At 65.2% G+C, this 23891-nt stretch carries 18 protein-coding genes; 10 read left to right on the forward strand and 8 right to left on the reverse strand.

The annotated features are described in order from the left end of the window. Positions 1-197: 197 nt before the first annotated feature. The 5 genes from EP376_RS13265 to EP376_RS13285 all read left to right on the forward strand — a co-directional run bounded on the left by EP376_RS13265 (position 198) and on the right by EP376_RS13285 (position 5781). A complete protein-coding gene (locus EP376_RS13265; RefSeq protein ID WP_127656083.1) occupies positions 198-1835 on the forward strand; it encodes a peptide ABC transporter substrate-binding protein in 1638 nt (545 codons plus the stop codon). A gap of 83 nt (positions 1836-1918) precedes the next feature. Then, positions 1919-2842, forward strand: a complete 924-nt coding sequence (gene oppB / locus EP376_RS13270) for an oligopeptide ABC transporter permease OppB (protein ID WP_127656084.1) — start codon at positions 1919-1921, stop codon at positions 2840-2842. Positions 2843-2845: 3 nt separating this feature from the next. Further along, complete coding sequence (locus tag EP376_RS13275) at positions 2846-3775, forward strand: ABC transporter permease subunit (RefSeq protein ID WP_127656085.1); 930 nt, start codon at positions 2846-2848, stop codon at positions 3773-3775. Between the two features lie 30 nt (positions 3776-3805). Continuing rightward, positions 3806-4777, forward strand: coding sequence for an oligopeptide/dipeptide ABC transporter ATP-binding protein (locus tag EP376_RS13280; RefSeq protein ID WP_127656086.1), 972 nt, complete (start codon positions 3806-3808; stop codon positions 4775-4777). Further along, a complete protein-coding gene (locus EP376_RS13285) occupies positions 4774-5781 on the forward strand; it encodes an ABC transporter ATP-binding protein (protein ID WP_127656087.1) in 1008 nt (335 codons plus the stop codon). The genes EP376_RS13280 and EP376_RS13285 overlap by 4 nt, the downstream gene beginning before the upstream one ends. Before the next feature lie 60 nt (positions 5782-5841). Here the strand turns inward: EP376_RS13285 and EP376_RS13290 are convergent, their stop codons facing one another. The 4 genes from EP376_RS13290 to truA all read right to left on the reverse strand — a co-directional run bounded on the left by EP376_RS13290 (position 5842) and on the right by truA (position 13554). Further along, a complete protein-coding gene (locus tag EP376_RS13290) occupies positions 5842-6468 on the reverse strand; it encodes a hypothetical protein (RefSeq protein WP_127656088.1) in 627 nt (208 codons plus the stop codon). Between the two features lie 69 nt (positions 6469-6537). Beyond that, complete coding sequence (locus EP376_RS13295; protein WP_127656089.1) at positions 6538-10794, reverse strand: translocation/assembly module TamB domain-containing protein; 4257 nt, start codon at positions 10792-10794, stop codon at positions 6538-6540. A 26-nt stretch (positions 10795-10820) separates the two neighbouring features. Next, positions 10821-12629, reverse strand: coding sequence for an autotransporter assembly complex protein TamA (locus tag EP376_RS13300; protein ID WP_240652465.1), 1809 nt, complete (start codon positions 12627-12629; stop codon positions 10821-10823). 148 nt (positions 12630-12777) lie between these two features. After that, positions 12778-13554, reverse strand: coding sequence for a tRNA pseudouridine(38-40) synthase TruA (truA, locus tag EP376_RS13305; protein ID WP_127656090.1), 777 nt, complete (start codon positions 13552-13554; stop codon positions 12778-12780). A 97-nt stretch (positions 13555-13651) separates the two neighbouring features. Here truA and EP376_RS13310 point away from each other — a divergent pair, with 97 nt between their 5' ends. The 3 genes from EP376_RS13310 to EP376_RS13320 are packed head-to-tail and all read left to right on the forward strand — an operon-like array spanning position 13652 to position 16499. Further along, the gene (locus tag EP376_RS13310) at positions 13652-15067 is read left to right on the forward strand and encodes a YcjX family GTP-binding protein (RefSeq protein ID WP_127656251.1); all 1416 of its coding nucleotides are present in this window, start codon (positions 13652-13654) and stop codon (positions 15065-15067) included. Next, the gene (locus EP376_RS13315; protein WP_127656091.1) at positions 15064-15489 is read left to right on the forward strand and encodes a GNAT family N-acetyltransferase; all 426 of its coding nucleotides are present in this window, start codon (positions 15064-15066) and stop codon (positions 15487-15489) included. Before EP376_RS13310 ends, EP376_RS13315 begins: the two co-directional genes overlap by 4 nt. Further along, positions 15486-16499 carry a YcjF family protein gene (locus tag EP376_RS13320; RefSeq protein ID WP_127656092.1) on the forward strand — a complete coding sequence of 338 codons (1014 nt, stop codon included), beginning with the start codon at positions 15486-15488 and terminating at the stop codon, positions 16497-16499. The genes EP376_RS13315 and EP376_RS13320 overlap by 4 nt, the downstream gene beginning before the upstream one ends. Here the strand turns inward: EP376_RS13320 and EP376_RS13325 are convergent. After that, a complete protein-coding gene (locus tag EP376_RS13325) occupies positions 16496-17674 on the reverse strand; it encodes an FAD-dependent oxidoreductase (RefSeq protein ID WP_127656093.1) in 1179 nt (392 codons plus the stop codon). The genes EP376_RS13320 and EP376_RS13325 overlap by 4 nt on opposite strands. 229 nt (positions 17675-17903) lie before the next feature. Between EP376_RS13325 and ileS the strand changes: the two genes are divergently transcribed. Further along, positions 17904-20834, forward strand: coding sequence for an isoleucine--tRNA ligase (gene ileS, locus EP376_RS13330; protein ID WP_127656094.1), 2931 nt, complete (start codon positions 17904-17906; stop codon positions 20832-20834). Between the two features lie 117 nt (positions 20835-20951). Beyond that, positions 20952-21410 carry a methylated-DNA--[protein]-cysteine S-methyltransferase gene (locus EP376_RS13335; protein ID WP_127656095.1) on the forward strand — a complete coding sequence of 153 codons (459 nt, stop codon included), beginning with the start codon at positions 20952-20954 and terminating at the stop codon, positions 21408-21410. Here EP376_RS13335 and EP376_RS13340 read toward each other — a convergent pair. Genes EP376_RS13340 through EP376_RS13350 form a run of 3 tightly spaced genes read right to left on the reverse strand, consistent with a single transcriptional unit; the run spans position 21407 to position 23762 of the window. Next, the gene (locus EP376_RS13340; protein WP_127656096.1) at positions 21407-22102 is read right to left on the reverse strand and encodes a CDP-alcohol phosphatidyltransferase family protein; all 696 of its coding nucleotides are present in this window, start codon (positions 22100-22102) and stop codon (positions 21407-21409) included. The two genes, EP376_RS13335 and EP376_RS13340, sit on opposite strands and share 4 nt — an antisense overlap. A gap of 7 nt (positions 22103-22109) precedes the next feature. Next, a complete protein-coding gene (locus tag EP376_RS13345) occupies positions 22110-23054 on the reverse strand; it encodes a tyrosine recombinase XerC (RefSeq protein WP_127656097.1) in 945 nt (314 codons plus the stop codon). Further along, positions 23055-23762 carry a DUF484 family protein gene (locus tag EP376_RS13350; protein WP_127656098.1) on the reverse strand — a complete coding sequence of 236 codons (708 nt, stop codon included), beginning with the start codon at positions 23760-23762 and terminating at the stop codon, positions 23055-23057. Positions 23763-23891 lie beyond the last annotated feature (129 nt).

Here is a 23891-nt window from a genome sequence, read left to right on the forward strand (position 1 = left end):
ACCGCCGCCGACCACCACGGGATTGGGTAATCCCGTGTCCGAAACAGGCAATCTTACCTCGGGTCAACCGCTAAACGCTCTTGCCATTTCGGGAAACAACCAAAAGGATTGTTCCATGTCCGCACATTTGCGGAACATCGAACCAACAGGCATGGCCCTGAGAATGTCGGTCATGCCCACAACAGGGAGATGAATTCATGACATTCAAGGCAACTCTTCTCGCGGGAACGGCGACGGCGCTGATCGCCTTGGCCGGCATGGCCGTGGCCGACGGCCACGCGACCCATCCCGTGACCGGGGATGTGCTGGCGTCTGACCAGTCGTTCACCTATCGCGTTCTCGACGATTTCCCGTCGATCGACCCCCAGCTGATCCAGGACGTGTCCGGCTCCGAAGTCGCGCGTGACCTGTTCGAAGGCCTGATGAACGAAGATGCCGAGGGCAACGTCATCCCCGGTGTCGCGACCGGTTACGAAGTGTCCGAAGATGGTCTCGTCTACACCTTTACCCTGCGTGAGGACGCCAAGTGGTCCGATGGTGTGCAGGTGACGGCCCAGCAGTTCGTCGATGGCATCAAGCGTGCCGCCGATCCCGCGACCGCCTCTGAATATGCGTGGTTCCTCGGCGTCACCGGCATCGTCAATGCCGAAGCCGTGACCGCGGGCGAAATGCCTGTCGATGCGCTTGGCGTGCGGGCCATCGATGACCTGACGCTCGAGATCACGATCGATGCGCCGCGGCCCTATTTCCCGCAGACCACGACCTTCCCGACGCTGTTCCCCGCCCGTCTCGACGTGATCGAGGCCAATGGCGACGACTGGACGGATCCGGCGAACATCGTCTCGAACGGTGCCTATGTTCTTGAGGAATACGTCCCGCAGGAGCGTCTCGTGCGTGTCCGCAACGAGATGTACTGGAACAATGACGCGACGATCATCGACCAGGTGACCGCGCTGATCATCAACGACGAGAACGCGGCCCTGACCCGTTACCTCGCCGGTGAACTGGACATGACCGACATTCCCGCAGGTCAGTTTCCGCGTCTGAGCGAAGAATACCCCGACCAGGCGATCAGCTTCCCGAACTCCTGTTCCTACTATTACATGTTCAACCTGTCCGACAGTGGCCTCGAGGCGCTGCAGGACGTTCGCGTCCGTCAGGCGCTGAGCATGGCGGTGGATCGCGACATCATCGTCGACAACGTGCTCGCCGGTGGCCAGCGCGCGGCCTACACCTTCACGCACTGGGCGATCCCGGGCTGGGAAGTGCCGGATATCCCGATGGCGAACATGACCCAGGCCGAGCGGAACGAGCAGGCCAAGGCCCTAATCGCCGAGGCGGGCTATGGCGAAGACAACCCGCTTGAAGTGGAAATCGTCTACAACACTTCTGACAGCCACCGGGCGATTGCCGTGGCGATCAGCCAGATGTGGAAGCAGACGCTGGGCGTCGAGGCGACCCTCGCCAACCAGGAATGGGCGACCTATCTCGATACCCGCGGCGAACAGAACTACGAGATTGCCCGCGGCGGCTGGTGTGCCGACTATGCCGAACCGTCGACCTATCTCGACCTGTTCACCACGACCTCGAGCTACAATGACGGAAAGTATTCCAACGCCGAGGTCGACGCCCTGATGCAAGAGGCCAAGCTGTCCGAGGATCCGCTGCCGCTTTATCAGCGGGTCGAGGAGATCGCGGCGGCTGACGCAGCCATCATCCCGATCTACCATTATGCCAGCGTCCGCATGATGAGCGCGAACCTCGAGAACTGGCCGACCGAGAACCTGCTTCAGAACTGGTACTCGCGCGACCTGTATATCTCGGCTTCCGAGTAACGCCGGTTTCGAACTGCCATAGCACTGCGCCCCTTCACCGGGGCGCAGTCGATTGACGTTTTCCATTCATCCGGGAACAACGCATGTTCAGCTTTATCGTCCGACGCATCGCCGTCGCGATACCGACGCTTCTGATCCTGATCCTGATTTCCTTCGTGCTGATGTTCGCTGCACCCGGAGGACCTTTCACGAATGAACGCCCGCTTCCCGAGGCGGTGATGAACAACGTGATGGAGCGGTACGGTCTGGACGATCCCTATCCCGTTCAGATGTTCAACTACGTCAAGAACATCGTTCTGCATTTCGATTTCGGCCCGTCCTTCCAGTATCGCGACCGCACCGTGAACGATGTCATCGCGCAGGGCTTCCCGGTCACGCTGACCTATGGGTTCTGGTCCTTTGTCGTCGCGATCGGGGTCGGCGTGAGCCTTGGGGTCGCAGCTGCGATCCGGCACAACAGCTGGCTCGATTACCTTGCCGTCGGCATCTCGATCGGTGCGCAGGTCCTGCCCAATTTCGTGATGGCGCCGATCCTGCTGCTGGTTTTCACGCTCTGGCTGGGCTGGTTGCCCGGGGGCGGATGGAACGGCGGGCAATGGAATTACGTGATCATGCCGGTGATCGCGCTGTCGACGTCCTACATGGCCTCGATCGCCCGGATCACGCGATCCTCGATGCTCGAGGTTCTGAACTCCGGCTTCATCCGCACCGCCAAGGCCAAGGGCCTGCCGATGCGGCGCATCATCTGGCGACACGCGCTGAAACCGGCGATGCTGCCTGTCCTGTCCTATCTTGGCCCGGCCTTCGTGGCGATGATCACCGGCTCGGTGGTGGTGGATGTCTATTTCTCGACCGGTGGCATCGGTCAGTTCTTCGTCAATTCCGCTTTCAACAGGGATTATTCGGTCATCATGGGGATCACGATCCTCGTGGGCGCGCTGACGATCCTGTTCAACCTTCTGGTCGATATCGCCTATGCGTGGATTGACCCCAAGATCAGGTATTGAACCATGGTATTGCCTGACAAAGCGACAGCCGACGGACTCGTGCAGGCCGCACATCTGGCCGAGGTCCGGGGCCGGTCCCTCTGGGCGGATGCGCGCATCCGGTTCTTTCGCAACAAGGCCGCCGTGGGGGCCCTGATCGTTCTGACCCTCGTCGCGATCTTTGCCTTCTTCGGGGGTTTCATCGCCCAGTATGAACGCGATTTCGTGGACTTTGCCCTGATGGGGGCGAACCAGACGCAGGGCGTGCCCTCGATCGAGACGGGCCATTACTTCGGCACCGACTCGTCGGGTCGCGACCTTTATGCCCGCACGGTGCAGGGCACGCGGATTTCGCTGCTCGTGGGCATCGTCGGCGCCGGCGTCGCGGTGATCGTCGGCACGCTTTACGGGGCGGTTGCCGGGTATTTCGGTGGCCGGATCGACAGCATCATGATGCGGACGGTCGATGTCCTGATGTCGATCCCGTTCATGTTCGTGCTGATCCTGATGCTGGTGATCTTTGGCCGGTCGATCCTGATGCTGTTCATCGGGATCGGGCTGATCTCGTGGCTAGACATGGCCCGGATCGCACGCGGCCAGACCCTGACCATCAAGAACAAGGAATTCGTGGAAGCCGCCGTCGCGACCGGCGTGGCCCCGATGATGATCATCCTGCGCCACATCGTGCCCAACCTGCTGGGCATCGTGATCGTCTATGCGACGCTTCTGGTGCCGGGCATGATCATCACCGAAAGCTTCATCTCGTTCCTTGGCCTCGGCGTGCAGGAGCCCAACACCTCGCTCGGGGCGCTGATCTCGGCCGGGGCAAGCCAGATGCAATACGGGGTGATCTGGCAGCTACTTTTCCCGCTCTTCTTCTTCATCATCACGCTGTTCGCCTTCTTCTTCGTGGGGGACGGGCTGCGAGATGCACTCGATCCGAAGGATCGGTAGATGAACACCAATCCGAAGGATCGCTGAGACATGGCGCTGTTGGAAGTCTCCGATATGACCGTGACGTTCCAGACCGGGGACGGTCCGGTGAATGCCGTCAACGGCGTCTCGCTTCAGATCGACAAGGGCGAAACGCTGGCCATCGTCGGCGAAAGCGGCTCTGGCAAAAGCCAGACGGCCTTTGCGACGATGGGCCTGCTGGCGCAGAACGGCGCGGCCACCGGATCGGTCAAATTCGACGGGCGCGAATTGATCGGGATGGGGCAGCGTGAGCTGAACAAGGTGCGCAGCCGCGACATCGCGATGATCTTTCAGGATCCGATGACCTCGCTGAACCCCTATATGCGGGTCTCGGACCAGATGGCCGAGGTGCTGACGCTGCACAAGGGCATGTCAAAGCGGGCCGCCATCGACGAGGCGGTCAAGATGCTCGACGCGGTGCGCATCCCCGATGCCCGGTCCCGGATCACCATGTTCCCGCACGAGTTTTCGGGCGGGATGCGGCAACGGATCATGATTGCCATGTCGCTTCTGTGTCAGCCGCGCCTTCTGATCGCGGATGAGCCGACGACGGCGCTCGACGTGACGGTGCAGGCCCAGATCATGGACCTTCTGTCCGAGGTGCGCCGCGAATTCGGCACCGCCGTCATCCTGATCACCCATGACCTCGGGATCGTCGCGGATTTCTGCGACAGGACGCTGGTCATGTATGGCGGCCAGATCATGGAGGAGGCGTCAACGCAGGACATCTTCGCCGAGCCGTCCCATCCCTACACGCTGGGCCTGTTGCAGGCGGTGCCGCGGCTTGATCGCGATGACGACACGCTGGCCACCATCGCGGGCGAACCGCCCGACATGTCGCGCCTGCCGGCCGGCTGCCCGTTCTCGCCGCGCTGCAAGATGGTGCGCGAGGAATGCCCGACCGTTCGTCCGGCGCTCGAGCAATTCGGCAACGACCGCCGCCGTGCCTGCCATATCCCCGTTTCGGAGCTTGCCCGATGACCGAACCGATCCTGTCCGTCAGCGACCTTTCCGTCATCTTCGACATCCGTCCGCAGGGCGCATGGCCCTGGACGAAATCGCTCAAGCTGCATGCGGTCTCGGGCGTCGGGTTCGATCTGGCCCCGGGCGAATGCCTGGGCGTCGTGGGTGAAAGCGGCTCGGGCAAATCCACGCTGGCCCGCGCGATCGTCGGCACGATCCCCTCGACGGGGGGCAAGATCATCTTCAACGGCACCGACCTTGCCTCCATGTCCCCGCGGGACCGCCGGCACCACCGCCGCGACGTGCAGATGGTGTTTCAGGATCCGCTTGCCGCCCTGAACCCGCGGATGCCCGTGGGTGATATCATCGCCGAGCCGCTGGTGACGCATTATCCCGATCTGCCGCGCAAGGAGGTCAAGAGCCGGGTTTCGGAGATGATGGAACGGGTGGGCCTTCTGCCGAACCTCATCAACCGCTATCCACACGAATTCTCGGGCGGGCAATGTCAGCGGATCGGGATCGCCCGGGCCCTGGTGATGCAGCCCAAACTCCTGATCTGCGACGAACCCGTCTCGGCGCTGGATGTGTCGGTGCAGGCGCAGGTGATCAACCTGCTGGCCGATCTGCGCCGCGACATGGGGCTGTCGATGATCTTCATTGCCCATGATCTGAGCGTGGTGAAACATATCTCCGACCGGATCGTCGTGATGTATCTGGGCCGCCTGATGGAGACGGCCAAGTCACGCACCCTGTGCACCCGGCCCGAGCATCCCTATACGCAGGCGCTCATCGCGTCGGTGCCGATCCCCGATCCGGTGATGGAACATGCCCGCGAACGGCCGATCCTCGAGGGCGAGTTGCCGTCGCCGCTCAACCCGCCATCGGGCTGCGTGTTCCGCACGCGCTGCCCCAAGGCGCAACCCAGCTGCGCAGACGCGCAGCCCCCTGCCGAGGAACTGGGCGACGGCCACCGCGTCGCCTGCCCCTTCCACGCTCCCGCGCAGGTGCTTGCGCCGGTCTAGTGATTTTTCCGGTAGGGTATTGCAGACTGGCTGGAAGTCAGGGGCTTCCATAGGCTTGGATCAGCCATTCCGGCTGATGTTTGGAAAATCACGATGAATACGCACTTCAGGAAAGTGGCTTCGGCCGCGACGGCTTTTTTCGTTCTCGTGTTTCTCGGTGCCTGCGCGACTGGTACGAACCAGAATTTCGATAACTACGGCGATCCGCTCAGCGGGGCTGAGGTGACAGAAGTTCTCGCTGGCAACTTCCTTCCGTTTGGGTCGAGTGACAACGGAACCTTCTTTGCTGCCAATGGTGCTCTGAACTCCCTGCGCGGCGGCGGCGCGATTGGCATCGGAACGTGGGGGGCCGGAGATCGTGGGCTTTGTATGGAAGAAGCGGTCTTCTACCGCGAGAATGGTGCCGTGAAGGCCGAGCCGCCCTTTACGAACTGCTATTTCGTGTTCAAGGCAGAGAACGGTACGATCATCTTCGATCCGGTTGGAATGGGTCGGAATATCGTCTTGCCCCCCGGAACGATCCGGTCCGGATTCGCAGGGCGGGCCGAGTTCAACAGGTTGCGGTCCGACCTTGGTGTCTAGATTTCCCGTGGTCGAGATATGATCACTTTGCGTGATCGGCCCCGTGTTGGGGCCATGGTAGCGGCAACCTGCAAGGATCATTCCGCAAGAGCGGTTTTCCTTCATCAGCCGTCGGTCGCTAGCATTGACGTTTTTCCGCGCAGCCAATGCGACGGGTGCATCGGCTGCGCGGACTCAATAATCCCGCTCGAAGAATATCCCCAAACTCGTCTCGCCATCCGAATTGGCTCCCCCCGTGACGGTGATGTCGTCGGTCAGATCGAGGTTCAGATCGACTTCGGTGCGCTCGGCCCCGACCGTCACGTCGGTATAGACATTCTCACCGATATAGGCGCCGGCGCGGACGGCGACATTGCCCTCCTCGTCGGAGGTGACATCCAGATCATCAAGGCCCAGCTGGTCGCGGAAATTCCCGACAAGCCCACCGCCGCCGCGGCCTGCAAGCGTCGCGGCCGCCGAGGCCAGTTGGACCGCTTGAAGCGGCGTGATCTCGGTCAGGTTGCGACCGAATATCAGCCGCGCCAGAACCTCGTCCTGCGGCAGGTCGGGGCTGGAGCGGAAGGTGATCTCGGGGTTGTCGGCAGGCCCTTCGAGGATGATCGTCACCAGCGTTCCGTCGCGTGCCTCGGTCGAGGCGACCAGACGCAGGATCGGGGTGAATTCCCCGCTCAGCGTGGCTGAGCCTTCATCCAGCGTGAAGCGCTGCTGCAGGACGTCGAGCCGCCCCCGCACGAGAGACAATTGTCCCGACGGGATCGGCCGCTCCGTCGTGCCGCCGATCTGCAATTGACCGCCCAGTTCGGCATCGAGCCCCCGGCCTCTTACGAAGATCTGGTTCGGGGCATTGACGACGATATCAAGGCCAAGGGCGATCCCTGCACCGCCATCGGCGCGCGACGGCGCGCGTCCGGTCTCGTTCACGCCGGCGCGTTCGAGGGTTCGGCGAATGCCCGGACCCGCGCCCACATGGCGCACTGTCGGCAAATCGCCCAGCACGCCGACGGCAGACGAGGGGACCCGCAACTCCGTGGCGCCCACGTTGATCTGCCCCGAGACCAGCCCGCCGGACCGGATCGGCCCGGTGACCCGGATCGACGCATCCAGCAAGGTTTCATAGAGCGCGGGATCGGTCACCGCCACGTCGAGGAATTCCAGCGTAAGGTCGGCCACCTGTGCACCGGTCACGCCGACCGAACCGGAGATCCCGACCGTTCCACCGTCAGAAATCCGACCCTGAAGATCGATGATTGCCTGACCCGATCTCAGCTCGACCTGTGCGTTGACATCCTCGATTGCGGATTCCAGCAGCGGCGCGGCAAGTCGCGCGCCTTGCGTGGTGACAACGCCGGATACCGAATTGACCTCGGGCGGCCCGGTCACGGCAAGGTCGAACTGCGCCATGCCCTGCAGCCGCCGGGGTTCGATATAGCGGTTGGCAAGCCCGAGGGGCGCCTGTCCGCTGGCCGTCAGACCCAGCCGTATCCCGTCGATCGTGCCTGCGATCCGCGCGGCGATGCCCGCCGGACCGGCGAGATCAGCCGCGACCTGCCAGATGCCCCCCGCGCCCAGATCGGCGGTGCCCTGCGCCGTGACAGGCCCGCTCAGATCATCGGTAAAGAGCCCGATATCGGCGAGCCGGGCGGAATACCGGGCCGACCCGGTCGCACCGTCGCTTTGCAGATCGGCGTTCGCGCTGACGTTCGGATAGACGACGTCCAGCCCCGACACATCGACCCTGCCGGCCGCATCGCGGGCAATGTTGGCCACGATCCGGCCCGTTCCGGCAAGCAACCTGTCCGCCTCGGCCGCGCCGGTGCGCAGGGATGCGGTCTCGGCCGAGATATCGACATCGAAGACAAGCCTGTCCGGATCGGCCGTGCCCTGGGCGTCAAGGCTGATCTGCCCCCCGATGGACCGGCCCAGAAGCGCCGAATAGGGCTCGATGCTGGCCGCATCAAGCGCAAGGTTGCCTTCGAAAAGGGCCTCCGGATCGTCGCGTCCGGCCTCGACTTCGAGGTTCAGCCCCCCGGGCCCGGTCAGCGTGGCCACCAGCATGGATCGACCCACCGGATCGAAGACCGCTTCACCCTGCGCCGTCCCGCGCCCGGCAAGACGCGGGTCGACGACGCCCAGATCGGGGAGGGACGCGTCGAACTCGGCAAAGGCGGCGCCCTCCGGCTGAAACCGCCCGTTGGCCGAAAGGTCCAGCTTGTCGCCCGCCAGTGAAAGTCGCTCGATCGTCAACCGGCCGTCACCGTCGCGCGACAGCGCGCCATCGAGCCGCAACTCACCGGCCAGAAGCGGGCGGACCTGATCGATGCCGGGATCAAGATCGGTCCCGGTTCCTTCGAGCGCGAGATTGAAGGAACCGAAACCCGATGCCGCATCGCCCGACAGCCCCAGTCGGATTGCGCCTGTCACATCCTGCCCCGCAAGGCGCGCCAGCGGAGCGATCTCGACGACATCGAGCATGGCGTTACCGCTGATCGCACCGCCCCGGGCGCGGGGCTCGATCATCGCGGAGACGCGGCCCGTGATCCCGCGGGCCGTCAGATCGGCAGAAATCCCGGTCGCGCCGCCGGGGGGGCGCTCGGCCGCAGCCCGGATGCGGGCCGGGCCCGACAATCCATCGACCGCGATGCCGAGATCGCGAAGATCGACCTCGACGAAGGCATCCGTGATCTCGTTCGTCAGATTGGCGGAACCGACGATCTCTGCCTCGTCAGTTGTGATCCGAAGCGCGCTGATCCGGGTGCCGGTCTCGTCGCGATTGGCGGCAAGGGTCAATTCGCCGGCCCCTGTCAGTAGGGGGTCGACCTCGGCGATGCCGACGGCAAGGTTGTCGGTGCCGCCGCTGAGCATGATGTCGAATATGCCGTTCAGGGGTTCGATCTCGCTCACGATACCCAGCGATGCCGCACCGCCCAGCCCATCGATGCCCGATAGCGCGGCAAAGCGCGACAGGTCGTCGGCCTGAAGCCGGATCGTGCTGTTGGTGGTGAAATCGTCGTCGGCCCCGGCAATCCGGGCCCGGGCCTCGGCGGTCAGACCCGGCCCGTTGACCGTCAGCCGGTCGATCCGGACCGGCCCAGCATCCGACCGGGACAGGCGCAGCTCACCCGCGATCTCGGGGCCGATGGCAAGGGCAAGACCGGGATCATCGAGGGCAAGCCCCACCGCGGCATAGGCCAGCTGCCCGTCGAACCGGCCGGCCTCGCCGCCGTCGCGCGGGACGATCTCGCCCTCGCCCTCGAGCGTCAGTTCACTGATGCTCAGTCCGGGACGCTCAAGCCCGTCCATCCGGAACGTGGCGGTCAGGGCATTGCCCGCAGCCACGTCGAACCCGATATCGAGCGTCGCGCGATCGACGAATGTCTTCTCTCCTGCGAGGGGCAGCAGAACGGGGCTGCCATCCTGCGATGCGACCAGCCCTGTCAGTGCCAGCCGCCGGGGCCAGCCGTCGGCGTCGATCAGCGCTGATCCGTCGAGCGACAGGGATTGCGTTTCGACTGTCAGGACGGGCAGGGCGATTTCGCCTGTCTCGCGTCGTTGGGCCTGCACGGCCAGACGCGAGTCGGGACCAAAGAATTCAGCATAATCCGGCGGCAGGAGCGCACCCACATCGCCCCGGATATCGGCGCGCAAATCCAGCCGTTCCATCCCGGTCTCGGAGGTTTCCGAGACAAAGCCGAACGTGCCCGTGGCGCGTTCCACATCATCCGTGGCCAGCGTCAGATCGGCCCGGAAATCCGAAATCGGCCCGTCGCCCTGCAGGCTCAGATCGACGGAGGGCCGACCCGGAAGGCCAAGGATCCGCGCCACCGCGCCGTCCGGCGGCTCGGACAGTGCCACGTCGAGGGACAGGGCCTCTGTCTGGTTGGAATAGGCGGCCTTGATCGAAAAGATGCCCTCCCGGTCCGTCCGTGTGGCCGCGATATCTGCAGTGCCTTCGCCGCCTTCCAGCGTGACGGTTCCGTCAAGTGTCAGTGTCAGGTCTTCGCCCAGAAACGAGGCGTCGAGGAACACGCGGGCGGCTTCGACGCGCCCGATATTGATCGCGACAGGCAGTTCGGGCAGGGCAAAGGGCTTGGCCTCGGCGTCGGGCAGGCTCTGTTGCGGGATCGGGGCGCGCAGAAATTCGATATTCTCGGCGGCCAGTTCGTTCACCTCGATCCGGCCTGCCAGAATGGCCGACCGGTTCCAGTCCAGAACAAGGCCCTCAGCGCGGAGCCAGATGCCCTCGGCATCGGCGATGGTGATCAGCTCGACCCTGGCCCGCGACGACAGCGCGCCCTTGAACCCTGTCACCGTGACCGTCCGGCTGACGCCCGACAGATTGTCCTCGATCAACCGGGTCAGAACCCCGCGGTCGCGCTCTTCTTCCTCGGAGGATTGCGCACTCACGATCGACCCGGCCAAACAAAGCGTCATGGTGAGAACAAGAGAGAGCAGATACCTCAAAACGCTTGTCCTATCCCGATATAGAATTCGAGCCGCTCCCCGGCCTTGTCCCCGGTCGCGGGTGTCGCGAGATCAAGGCGGATCGGCCCGATCGGGGACCCGTAGCGCAGACCGATCCCGGCACCGGCGTGCAGGGGATCGTCGGTGGATGGCAGGGCCTCTGGTCCGACAAGACCGATGTCATAGAAGCCAACCACGCCGATCGTGTCCGTCACGCCGACCCGCGCCTCAAGCTGGGCACCAAGGAAAGAGGCGCCGCCGGATTCGAATTCCACCGGCCCGTCGCCGAAATTCGCCTGCGTCGTCAGCGACAGTGACTGATAGGGCTGGCCGCGAACCGTCCCGCCGCCGCCAGAATAGAACAGGAAATCCGCCGGTGCCGTCGTAAGCCCCGCACCCAGAACCGATCCGGCCTGCGCGCGTGCGGCCAGCGTGACCCGGTCTTCCGCGCCAAAGCTGAGATAAGCCCGGCCATCGGCAAGGATGCGCGCACCGCTTTCCAACCCGGTGATCCCGGCAAAGGGTGTGATCTCGAGGTTGACGAAAAAGCCCTGTTTCGCGTCAAGCGGATCGTCCCGCTGTTCGAGCGTCGCCTCCAGCGGCAGCGTCAGCAGGGCGTAATCTCGGGTCCGGTCCTCGGTTTCCTCGCGGGCGATCAGGCCGCCCAGCGCGGCGCGATAGGTCAGATCATCGCGAATGTATTGCACAAGGCCGAGCCGGGCGTCGAGTTGGCGCAGAAAGTAGAGGTCCTCGTTGATCTGGCTGAGGGTAGCGCTTGTCTCGAGGTCGATGTCGGGCTTGAACGTCGCGGGCCGTGCGAAGGTGGCCCCGATGCGGTAGTCGATGCCATCGGCGCCGGCGTCGACATTGCTGGCCTCGCCCTCGATCCGGAACCGCTCGGCCCCGCCCAGAAGGTTGCGGTGCAGCCAGTAGGCCGAAACGTTCAGACCATCGACCGAAGACAGTTCGAGCCCCGCACCGATCCTCCGGGGAAGGCGCTCATCCACGAGGAGCCGGAACGGAACGGTGTCGCCGGGCCCGATGTCTTCGCTTTCGATGAAGGCCACGGAGTCGAACGTGCCCGTGCGCTGAAGCCGCCGTGTCGCGGCCTCGATCTCGGCGGGAGAGAAGACGCGGTCTTGCGGGTAGCCCGCGATCTCGCGGACCCGCTCCGTCCGCACATCTTCGTTGCCCTCGATCACCAGTTCGCCAAAGGTCAGCCGGGGGCCGGGATCGATCTCGATCGCGACATCAAGCTGTGTTTCGGGATGGATCGCGGCCACGTCCTGCCGGGCGACATCCGCTCTGGCATGTCCCTCGTTCCGCCAGCCGTCGATGGCGGCGCGTGCGGCGCCCCGAACGGCGTCGGTTCTCGCGATTCTGCCCGGCGCAAAGGCCTCTGGCAGGAGCGTGGCCGAAGTGACGGGGCCGATCTCGGCCCGGCCGAAGCGGTATCTCGGGCCCGGATCGACAATGATGCGGACCTCGGATACCCGCGACGGTGCCTCCAGCGGCGGGATCGACGCGGCCTCGCGTCCGTCAATCGTGATCGAGATCGTGCCGCCGTAATGTCCTTCGGAATAGAGCGCGGTCAGGAGCCTGCGGTAATCGGCCCGTGCGGCGGCCACGAAATCCTGCGCATCGCCGCCGTCACGGCCAAGCGATACCGATGCGCTTCGCAACGCGCGGCGCAGATCGTCGCTTGCATCGGGTGTGATCAACTCGACATTTTGCGCGCGGGCGATACCCCCCGCAAGCATGAGCAGGGTCGTGGCGATCGCTATGGGACGACGCAGACTTCGCACGTTCCTGTTCCCCCAGATATGGTGAGTCAGGCGGTGCTCGAATACACGATCCTGACGGCAGACTAGAACTTTGAACACCAACACTGATGCGTAGACTAGCGCTTTGACAGCCAGCCGCAAACCGGTATGCCGTGTGGCAGCAAGAAACTCAGCGGGAATCCCCGAAGGGATCGTGTGGATAATCCACCTCCCTGAGATAGAGTCCCTGAGGCGGACAGACCGGTCCGCAGGCCGCGCGATCACGGGCCTCGAGCGCGGCAGTGACGTCATCGGGCGACCAGGCTCCCGCGCCCACCCGCTCCAGCGTGCCGACCATCGAGCGGACCTGGTTGTGCAGGAACGAGCGCGCGTGAAACCGGAACCTGTATTCAACGCCGACGGGCAGGGAAATCTGTTCGACCTGCGCCAAGTCGAGCGTCTTCTCGGGCGATTTCGCCTGACAGATCGTTGATCTGAACGTCGTGAAATCGTGGCGCCCAAGCAGCCGGTCCGCACCCGCCTGCATCGCCCGCACATCCAACGGTTGGCGCACCTGCCAGGCAAGGCCGCGGTCATGGATCAGCGGCGCCCGCCGGGAAATCAGCCGGAACAGGTAGTGACGCCCCGTCGCCGAGAACCGGGCATGCCAGTCATCGGGCACTTGGGCGCAGGCGGTGATCGCGACGGGCGCAGGTTTGAGGTGCCAGTTGAGCGCCTCGGACAGGCGGAACGGATCCCAGTCCTTCTCCAGATCGCAATGGGCGACCTGCCCGGTGGCATGCACGCCCGTATCCGTCCGGCCGGCCGCCGCTATGGTATGGTCCCGGGGTTCGAGCCGGGCCAGCGCAGCCTCGATCGCGCCCTGAACGGTGCTCAGCCCGGGCTGGCGCTGCCACCCCGAGAACGGGGCGCCATCATACTCGATCCTGAGGGCAAAACGCGGCATGCCGCGCGGCTTAGGGGGAGGGGCTGGCAAAATCAATCCCTACACATCCCCCGGACGCGTGCCTATCTTCATGCCAACCATCGGCGAGGGCGGCAATTTGGTCATATCCACGATCACCGATCAGATCTCGCGCACCGTCGAGGGGGTGGGCGACGTACTGTCCGCGCCGTTTTCGGACCCGGTCATCCGGCTTGGCGTGACCGGGCTCAGTCGCGCGGGCAAGACGGTCTTCATCACGTCGCTTGTCGCGAACCTCATGAATCGCGACCGCATGCCCCAGCTGCGGGCCGCGTCCCGCGGGGCGATCCGCGCGGCCTATCTGCAACCGCAGCCCGACGATACGATCCCGCGCTTTCGCTACGAGGATCATCTGGCCGCCCTGACGGGCAACGATCCGCATTGGCCGCAGGGCACCCGCCGGGTGAGCGAGTTGCGTCTGTCTCTCAAGGTGCAGCCGACGGGGCTGCTGTCGGGGATACAGGGGCCACGGACGGTCCATCTTGATATCGTCGATTATCCCGGCGAATGGCTTCTGGACCTCGGCCTGATGGACAAGGAGTACGCCGAATGGTCGGTCTCTGTTCTCGACCGGATCGAGAACCGGGCCGAAGCCGCTGAATTCCTTGCCCTTGCCCGGCAGACCGATCCAACCGCCGATCTCGAGGAGCCGCAGGCCCAGCGGCTGGCCGAGGCTTTCACAGGCTATCTGAAAACCGCGCGCGAGGCCGGGTTTTCCGATTGCACGCCGGGGCGGTTCCTGCTGCCCGGCGATCTGGAAGGCTCTCCCGTCCTGACCTTCGCGCCGCTGCCACAGGCGCAGGGCGCGGGGCGCAAATCGCTCTGGCGGGAATTCGAACGCCGGTTCGACAGCTACAAACGTCACGTCGTGCGCCCCTTCTTTCGCGACCATTTCGCCCGGATCGACCGGCAGGTCGTGCTGGTCGATGTGCTGGGCGCGATCCATGCGGGCCCCCGCGCGGTCGAGGATCTGCGCCATGCCATGGCCGATATCCTGTCCGCCTTCCGCCCCGGTCGAAACGCCTTTCTCAGCCGTCTTCTGAATGGCCGGCGGGTCGAGCGGATCCTCTTTGCCGCGACCAAGGCCGATCACCTGCACCACACGCAGCACGCCCGCCTGAGCGCGATCACCGAGGCGCTCCTGCGTGACGCCAAGGACCGGGCCGATTTCGCCGGCGCCCGCACAGAGGCCATGGCCATCGCGGCCCTGCGCACGACTGTCGAGGAAACGATCGACCACAAGGGCCGCGCGCTTGACGTGGTGCGCGGTCGCCTGCTCGAGACCGGCAAACAGGCCGCCCTCTATCCCGGGGAATTGCCCTCCGATCCTGCCCGCCTTCTGAACCCTGCGCTGTCTGGGGCCGAGGCATGGCTCGATGCGGATTATTCGATCATGCGCTTCGCGCCTGCGAAAATCTCGCTCGCCCCCGGTCAGGGACCACCGCATATCCGGCTAGACAAGGCAGCCGAATTCCTGATCGGAGACAGGTTATGAGCCTGCGCCCCGCCTCTTTGGATGACGCCCCGGCGCTGGGCACGATCCTGTCGGACTGGATCGACGAGACCGTCTGGATGCCGCGTCTTCATAGCCGCGCGGAGGATCGGGGCTTCGTTGAAGGGCTCATCAGGGATGCCGAGGTCTGGACCGACGAGACGCGGTCGGGCTTTGTCGCCCGGTCGGGCGAGGAGGTTCCGGCCCTTTACCTCGCCCCCGGCGCGCGCGGCAGGGGGCTTGGCGCGGAACTTCTGAACGCGGCCCGGACAAGGCGCGAGAGCCTTGGTCTGTGGACGTTTCAGGCCAACAGCCGCGCTGTCGCATTCTACCTGCGCGAAGGGTTCACCGAAGCCCACCGCACCGAGGGGGATAACGCCGAAGGCCTGCCCGATATCCGATTGATCTGGAGACGCGCGCCATGACCGACCCTCGCAAGACCGGCCCTGTCCTGATCGAGCTGGAACCCGACACGCCGCCCGCCGCACCCGACAGCGCCCCCCCGGTGATCGACCCGGTCGAGGGGCCGCAGGGTGCCGCGATGCAACAGGTCGCGGCCCTTGCCGTGCGTCCGCCCTCGCGACTTGCGCGCTGGTTCTGGGGGCTTCTGGTCTCGATTGTCATGTTCTTTCTCTCGCTTGCGGCGTGGAACGCCGTCACGGCCCTGATCGCGAGCACGCCCGTGCTGGGCTATGCCGCGACGGCGCTCATGGTGGCGTTCTGCCTTGTCTGCCTCGTGATCACGCTGCGCGAATGGGCGGCCTTCCGGCGGTTGGCGCGGCTCGATACCGTCCGTTCCGCCGCCGAGACGGCGATCATGGCGGAGGATCTGGGGCAGGCGCGGGTCGCGATCGACCGGATCGTCGCCCTTTATTCCAGCCGGGACGACGTGGCCTGGGGCCGCTCCGCCCTGGCGGATCAGCGGGGCGACGTGCTTGATGCCGATGGATTGATCCGACTGGCCGAACGGCACCTTCTGGCCCCGCTCGATCAGCAGGCCGCGCGCGAGGTCGAGGCCGCGTCGCGGCAGGTTGCGATGGTGACGGCGCTTGTGCCGCTGGCCCTTGCCGACGTATTCACCGCGCTGACGGCCAACCTGCGGATGATCCGCCGCATTGCCGAAATTTATGGCGGCCGGTCCGGCACTCTCGGCGGCTGGCGGCTGACCCGGAGCGTTTTTACCCACCTCGTCGCCACGGGCGCGGTCGCGGTGGGCGACGATTTGGTGGGCTCCGTCGCGGGCGGCGGGGTCCTGTCCAAGGTGTCGCGGCGCTTTGGCGAGGGGATTGTCAACGGGGCGCTGACGGCCCGCGTCGGCGTCGCTGCGATGGAGGTGTGCCGCCCACTGCCTTTTGCCGACGTGGCCCGCCCGTCGGTCACCGCCATCGTGCGTCGTGCGCTGACGGGGCTCTTTTCTCGGGCCGACCGGGTCTAGCGCCGGGTGAGACTGGCCACCGGCGGCAACATCGTGCCGCTGACCAACGCGCCCAGAACCCGGGGCAATGGCGGCACCTGCGACAGCGGGAACAGCGCCCTGTCGCGCAGCCACGGCAGGATCTTGCTGTCGGATTGATACTGCGGCGTGAAGACCCGCGAGAACAGCTGGTAGACCCGCACATGCCAGCGCCGTGCCGCGGCATAGAGAGCCAGCGGATCCTGCCCATCCGCATGACGGATCGCGAGCGCCAGCGCCTGCGCATCCAGAAGCGCCATGTTCGCCCCTTGCCCCAGCTGCGGGCTGGCCCGGTGGGCGGCATCCCCGATATGGACGATCCCGTCGGAATAGGGTTTGCGGAGCGTTCCGTGGCTGTAAAGGGCGAGGCTCATGTCGCCGTGATCGGTGATTTGTGCGATGAACGGCGCGACCTCAGGCCAGAGGGCAGTTGCCTCTGCCCGCCAGTCGGCAAGCGGTGTCTTGCGCCACGCCGCGACCCTGTCATGGCGCAAAGACCAGAACAGGGCGGCCCGTTCGGCCCCGCCATCGGGGCGGCCCAGCGGCAGGACCCCGATCATCCGGTCGGCTGCGCGGTAGCATTGGCGCAATTCGTCGCGGGGCAGGGCCGTCTCGGGCCAGTCGACATTGCCCCAGATCGCGCCATAGGGCAGGGGCCGCGATACAAGAGGCGACAGCGGCGACCCCACCCCCGTCGCATCGACGATCAGGTCGCCCGCATCGCTCAGCCGGCCATCGGCGAAACACAGGCGCGTCCCGTCGCGGCCAGTGGCAAGGGCCCCCGTCTCGACCGGGATGCCGCGCACGCGGCAAGCCTGCCACAACAGATCGAACAGGGCCGCGCGATGGATCCCCAGACCCGTGCGCCCCGGCGCGCCCGCATCATAGCGCACGTCAAGGACGGGCCGCCCGTGATCGGCCTCGTGCCCCCGCATCCGGGTGATCGGCGCCCCGCGCGACCGCGCGTCATGCCCGATCCCGATCGCGTCGAGCACGTTCAGCCCCACAGGCTGGATCACCAGCCCCGATCCCACCGGCCCCGGAGCGTCGAACTGGTCCCAGATCCGCACCTTGTGCCCGCCGTCATGCAGCAGCGCCGCCGCCGACAGCCCGCCGATCCCGGCGCCCGCGATCTCGATCCGAAGCGATTCTCTCATGCGCCCAATCTGACCGAAGCGCAGGCTCTGGCAAGCGCGGGCGATGGCGGACTTTACCCTGCCCGGAGGGGGGCCTATAAGCCGCCCCATGATGTTGGGCCGCACGACGATCATTCGAATTACGGACCCGGCGCTCTGATCTTCAGGGCCGCCGGGCAAATGGTGTCCGAGATATCGCACCGCCCCGAACATTCCGATTTTCCGAACTCCGCTCAAGGGACGCCCGAAAATGTGCGCCGAAACGCCTGATTACAAAGACACTCTGAACCTGCCCAAGACCGAATTCCCGATGCGGGCCGGTCTGCCCAAGCGCGAGCCCGAATGGCTCGACCGTTGGGCGAAGATGGGCATCTATGACCGCCTGCGCGCCAGCGCCGGCGACCGCCCGTCCTTCGTCCTGCACGATGGCCCGCCCTATGCCAACGGGCATCTGCACATCGGCCACGCGCTCAACAAGATCCTCAAGGACATGGTCGTCCGGTCCCAGCAGATGCTGGGCCACGACGCGCGCTATATCCCCGGCTGGGATTGCCACGGTCTGCCCATCGAATGGAAGATCGAAGAGCAGTATCGCGCCAAGGGCCAGAACAAGGACGAGGTCGATGTTGTCGACTTCCGGCAGGAATGCCGCCGCTTCGCCGAAGGCTGGATCGATGTGCAGCGCGAGGAATTCAAGCGGCTTGGCGTCACCGGCAAGTGGGAAAAGCCTTACCTCACGATGGATTTCCGGGCCGAACGGATCATCGCGGAGGAATTCCAGAAGTTCCTGATGAACGGCACGCTCTATCAGGGCTCGAAGCCCGTGATGTGGTCGCCGGTCGAGGAAACCGCGCTCGCCGAGGCCGAGGTCGAATATCACGACAAGGAAAGCTTCACGATCTGGGTGAAGTTCGAGGTCACGGCGCCCGCGGACGCCGATCTGGCCGGTGCCCATGTGGTGATCTGGACGACGACCCCCTGGACCATCCCGTCGAACAGGGCGGTGGTCTATGGCGCGGACATCTCTTACGGGCTTTACGAGGTGACGGGCACGCCCGAGGAATGCTGGGCCAATGTGGGCGACCGGTTCCTTCTGGCCGACAACCTTGCCGCCGACGTGATGGCCCGCGCGCGGCTGGGCGATGACCATTGGCGCCGCGTGCGCGATGTTACGGCAGATGAATTGGCGGGCCTGAGCCTGTCGCATCCGCTGGCCGGGGCCGACGGTGCCAACGGCGAATGGGACGATCCGCGCGATTTCCGTGCCGCCGATTTCGTGACCGACACCGAAGGCACGGGCTTCGTGCATTGCGCGCCCTCCCACGGGATGGAGGAATACGAGCTGTATCGCGATCTCGGCATGCTCGAGCAGGTCATCACCTATAACGTGATGGATGACGGCACCTTCCGGCCGGACCTGCCGTTCTTTGGCGGCAAGGCGATCCTGCGCAGCAAGTTGAACAAGAAGAACAAGACCAACCCCTGGGAAGGGGACGCCAACGCGGCCGTGATCTCCAAGCTGGTCGAGGTGGGCGGGCTTCTGGCGCGCGGCACGATCAAGCACAGCTATCCGCATTCCTGGCGGTCGAAGGCGCCCGTCATCTATCGCAATACGCCGCAGTGGTTTGCCGCGATCGACCGCGAGGTGGGCGACGGGCATGACACCTTTGGCAAGACGATCCGCCAGCGCGCCCTGACCGAGATTGACAACGTCAAATGGACCCCGCAATCGGGCCGCAACCGGCTTTATTCGATGATGGAGGCCCGGCCCGACTGGGTGCTGTCGCGTCAACGCGCCTGGGGCGTGCCGCTGACCTGTTTTGTGAAAAAAGGTGTGCTGCCGACCGCACCGGATTTCCTACTGAGGTCGGAAAAGGTCAATGCCCGCGTGCTCGAGGCCTTCGAGGCTGAGGGTGCGGATGCGTGGTACAAGCCCGGGGCGAAGGAACGGTTCCTCGGCAACGACTACAACCCCAATGAGTATGAACAGGTTTTTGACATCCTCGATGTCTGGTTCGATAGCGGCTCCACCCATGCCTTCGTTCTGGGCGACCGCGAGGACGGATCGGCGGACGGAATGGCCGATCTCTACCTCGAGGGGACCGACCAGCATCGCGGCTGGTTCCACTCCTCGCTCCTGCAAAGCTGCGGCACCCGCGGCCGCGCGCCCTATCGGGGTGTGCTGACCCACGGCTTCACTCTCGACGAGAAGGGCATGAAGATGTCCAAGTCGCTGGGCAACATCATCGCCCCGCAGGAGGTGGTGGACCAATACGGCGCCGATATTCTGCGCCTGTGGGTCGCGCAGACGGATTATACCGCCGACCAGCGGATCGGGCCCGAGATCCTCAAGGGCGTGGCCGACAGCTATCGTCGGCTGCGCAACACGATGCGGTTCCTTCTGGGGTCGCTCGCCGATTTCACCGAGGCGGACAGGGTCGAGGCGGCGGAGATGCCCGAACTGGAGCGCTGGGTTCTGCACCGGGTGACCGAACTCGATGAGACGGTGCGCAAGGGCTATGCCGCCTATGATTTCCAGGGCGTGTTCTCGGCGGTGTTCACCTTTGCGACGGTCGACCTCTCGGCCTTCTATTTCGACATCCGCAAGGACGCGCTCTATTGCGACGGCGACACGATCCGCCGCCGCGCGGCGCGCACGGTGCTCGATCTGTTGTTCCACCGGCTGACGACCTGGCTGGCCCCGATCCTTGTGTTCACGATGGAGGAGGTCTGGCTGGAGCGGTTCCCGGGCGAGGACAGCTCGGTCCATCTGGTCGACATTCCCGAAACTCCAGAGGCATGGCGCGACGCGGCGCTTGCCGAGAAATGGGCCGTCATCCGCCGCGCCCGGCGCGCGGTGACCGCCGCGCTGGAAATCCAGCGGCGCGACAAGGTGATCGGCGCAAGCCTCGAGGCCGCGCCTGTGGTGCATGTGGATGCAGCGACCCGGGACATCCTGACGACGGTCGATTTCGCGGACCTCTGTATCACCTCGGCCATCAGCCTGAGCGCCGATCCGGCCCCGGCCGAGGCGTTCCGCCTGCCCGAAGTGGCGGGCGTGGGCGTCGTCTTCGAAAAGGCCTCGGGCGAAAAGTGCCAGCGGTGCTGGAAGATCCTGCCCGACGTGGGCCGCCATGCCCACGAGGGCGTGTGCGGGCGCTGCGAAGAGGCGTTGTCCTGATCGGTGAGGGGCGCGGCCAAATTTCGCGAAATTTGGCTGAGGGGGGCGATGCCCCCCGGGCCCTGACGGGCCGTCCCTCGCGGCTGATCACCGGCAAGGGTGAGAGGCGCGTGTTCGATGACTGAGGCCTGCGTTCTGCCCAGCCCGACGGGATGGCTGAGGCTCGCGATCGAGGACGGCGCGATCGCTACCTTGGGCTGGACCGACAGCCCGGGCTCGCCCCCGGAAGGTGCGCTTGCCCGCGAGGCCGCCGCTCAGATCGCCGCGTATTTCGACGGGGATCGTCGGGAATTCGATCTGCCGCTTCGCCCCGCCAAAGGCTTTGCCGGGCGGGTGCGTCAGGCGCTCCTGGCGATTCCGTTTGGCGAGACGTGCACCTATGGCCAGCTGGCCGCCTCGCTCGGCGTCTCGCCCCAAGGGGCGGGTCAGGCCTGCGGCGCCAACCCGATCCCGCTGATCGTGCCGTGCCACCGGGTGCTGGCCCGCGACGGGCTGGGCGGGTTTTCCGGTGGAACGGGGATCGAGACGAAGGTCGCACTTCTGCGCCACGAAGGTGCGGCGGGGCTTCTGATCTAGCCGTCGGGGCCGTGCAGGATCTGCTGCACCGCGCCTGCGGCCAACAGGTAGACCGAGGTCAGCACGAGCCCCCAATGTGCCCAGCTTTGCGGATGGAAATCGACCCATGCGGCCCAGCCGGCAAAGAAGGTCCAGCCCAGCGCCATCGGCAGCGTTACAGACCGCCAGCGCGCTGTGCGCACGGGGTGGACGAACTTCACCGGCAGGAACATCGCCACCGCAAGGATCGCCACGAGCGCGGTGATCACCCAGAAATTCGGGTTGAGCGCGAAGAGCACGATCACCACCATGTTCCAGCACCCGGGAAAGCCGGAAAAGGAATAATCCTTTGTCTTCATTCGCGTATCGGCGAAATACAGAGCGCTTGCGAAGGTGATGATGATGATCGCGAACCAGCCCGTCCAGCCGGGCAGAAGCCCTGATTTGAACAGCGCGTAGGCCGGGATGAACACATAGGTCAGGTAGTCGATGATCAGGTCCAGCAGGACCCCGTCGAATTCCGGCGAATATCGTTTCACATTGTAGCGGCGGGCAAGCGGCCCGTCGACGCCGTCGACCGCAAAGGCCACCACGAGCCACAGGAACATGAGGCTCCATTCCCCGTCGACTGCTGCCAGCATGGCCAGCATCGCAAAGACCGCGCCGGTGGCGGTCAGCAGGTGAACGAGAAGGGCTTTGTTTGCGGCGGACATTCTGCCCTCACCTAGACCGGGAAGAGGTCCGCTGTCCATCCGCCTTTGGATGACTGCGGTCATAGACCTCCATCAGGTGCGCCGTGTCGACGGCCGTGTAGGCCTGTGTCGTCGAAAGCGATGCGTGCCCCAGGAGTTCCTGGATCGCGCGCAGATCACCGCCCGCCGTCAGAAGATGGGTCGCGAAGGAATGGCGCATGGCATGTGGCGTCGTGGTGGCCGGAAGGCCCAGCCCTGTTCGCGCCTGTTCGACCGTCTTTTGGACCATGCGCGGCGACAGTGGCCCACCACGAGCGCCCAGGAACAGCGCGCCGGCTGGCGCGATCTCGAACGGGCAGGCGTCGACATAGGTATCGACCGCCGCGCGTGCGGCCGGGATCACCGGCACGATCCGTTCCTTGCCGCCCTTGCCCCGGATGAGCAGCGTCTCGGGCAGGGGGGCCTCGGCGCCGGTCAGGCCCAGCCCTTCGGAAATCCGCAGCCCGCAGCCATACAGAAGCGTGACGATCGCAACGTCACGCGCGGCGATCCAGGGTGTCTGGTGGCCGACCGAGACCCGGTCGATCAGGTCGCGCGCGGCCTGTTCGGCAACTGGCCGGGGCAGCTTGCGGTGGAACTTCGGCGCCCGCGTCGACAACACGGCCGTCGGTTCGAACCCTTCGCGATCCGACAGCCAGCGATAGAAACTCTTGACCGCGGACAGCGCCCGCGCCAGCGACCGTGCCCCCACGCCGCGGCCCCGTTCATGCGCCATCCATGCCCGCATGTCGGAAATCGTGATCCGCGAGATCGGCCCCAGCCCTTCCTGCCCGCCATGGTGCCGGCCCATGAAGGCCAGAAACCCGAGCAGATCGGACTGATAGGCGCGGATCGTGTTTTCCGCCGCGCCGTTCAGGGCCTGTTCATGGGCAAGCCACCGGTCAAGCGCATCGGTTAGGGCCGGTGCGATCATCTAGCCTAGCCAGCGGCGCATGGCCCGTTCGAAGACTCCGGCGAAGAACATCAGCAAGTCAGGCCCGTGCTGAGGCGTGAACTGGTGCGGATCCTCGGAACCCAGAACCAGCATTCCGGGAAGCCGCCCCTGCCCGAAATCCAGTTTGAGGCAGGCTTCTGAGCGGATGTAATCGGCCTTGTCGCCATAGACGCGGCCATCGCTGGGCTGATACTGACGCAAGGTCACCTGCCGCGTCGTCATGTTGCGGCCCTGCGTGATATAGGCATCCGTAAAGCCGATCTCGGCCACGGAAAGGATATCACCCACTTTCCGGACCGCGGGCACCTCTTCCTCGGTGGCGGTTTCGAGCACGAGGCGGATCGCGTCCACGCGCAGGATCTCGGAGACTTCGCCCCCCAGATCGCGCAGAAAATCCTCGAAATTCGTGGCATCCATCAACCGCAGCACGGCGCGATGCACCTGGTTGGTGCCGGCAAGGTTCTCGTAGGCGGCGGCGATGACGGAGCGATGCGTGTCTTCCAGCCTGTCGAGCCGGGATTCGAGGCGCGACATGGCGATGCCGCGCAGGTCCACGATATTGGGCCCCATGGATCGTTCGTTCGCGGCGACGAGCGCACGCATGATGTCTGTATCCTCCAGCAGGAGGTCGGGATCGGAAAGGATCTTGTCACGCAGATTTGCGTCGATCGCGGGGGAACTGCTCATCTCGTCTCTCTCGTCGCGGCGCCGGTTGGCGGGCCCGTTTTTGCCCTTAATGGCTTTGGGGGCGGTGCCGGGCAAGCATTTCTTCATCTTTTTCCGCGATCTGTGCCGTGGTCGGCACGTTCGTTGCCC

Source organism: Alexandriicola marinus, from assembly GCF_004000435.1.
Lineage (GTDB): Bacteria > Pseudomonadota > Alphaproteobacteria > Rhodobacterales > Rhodobacteraceae > Alexandriicola > Alexandriicola marinus.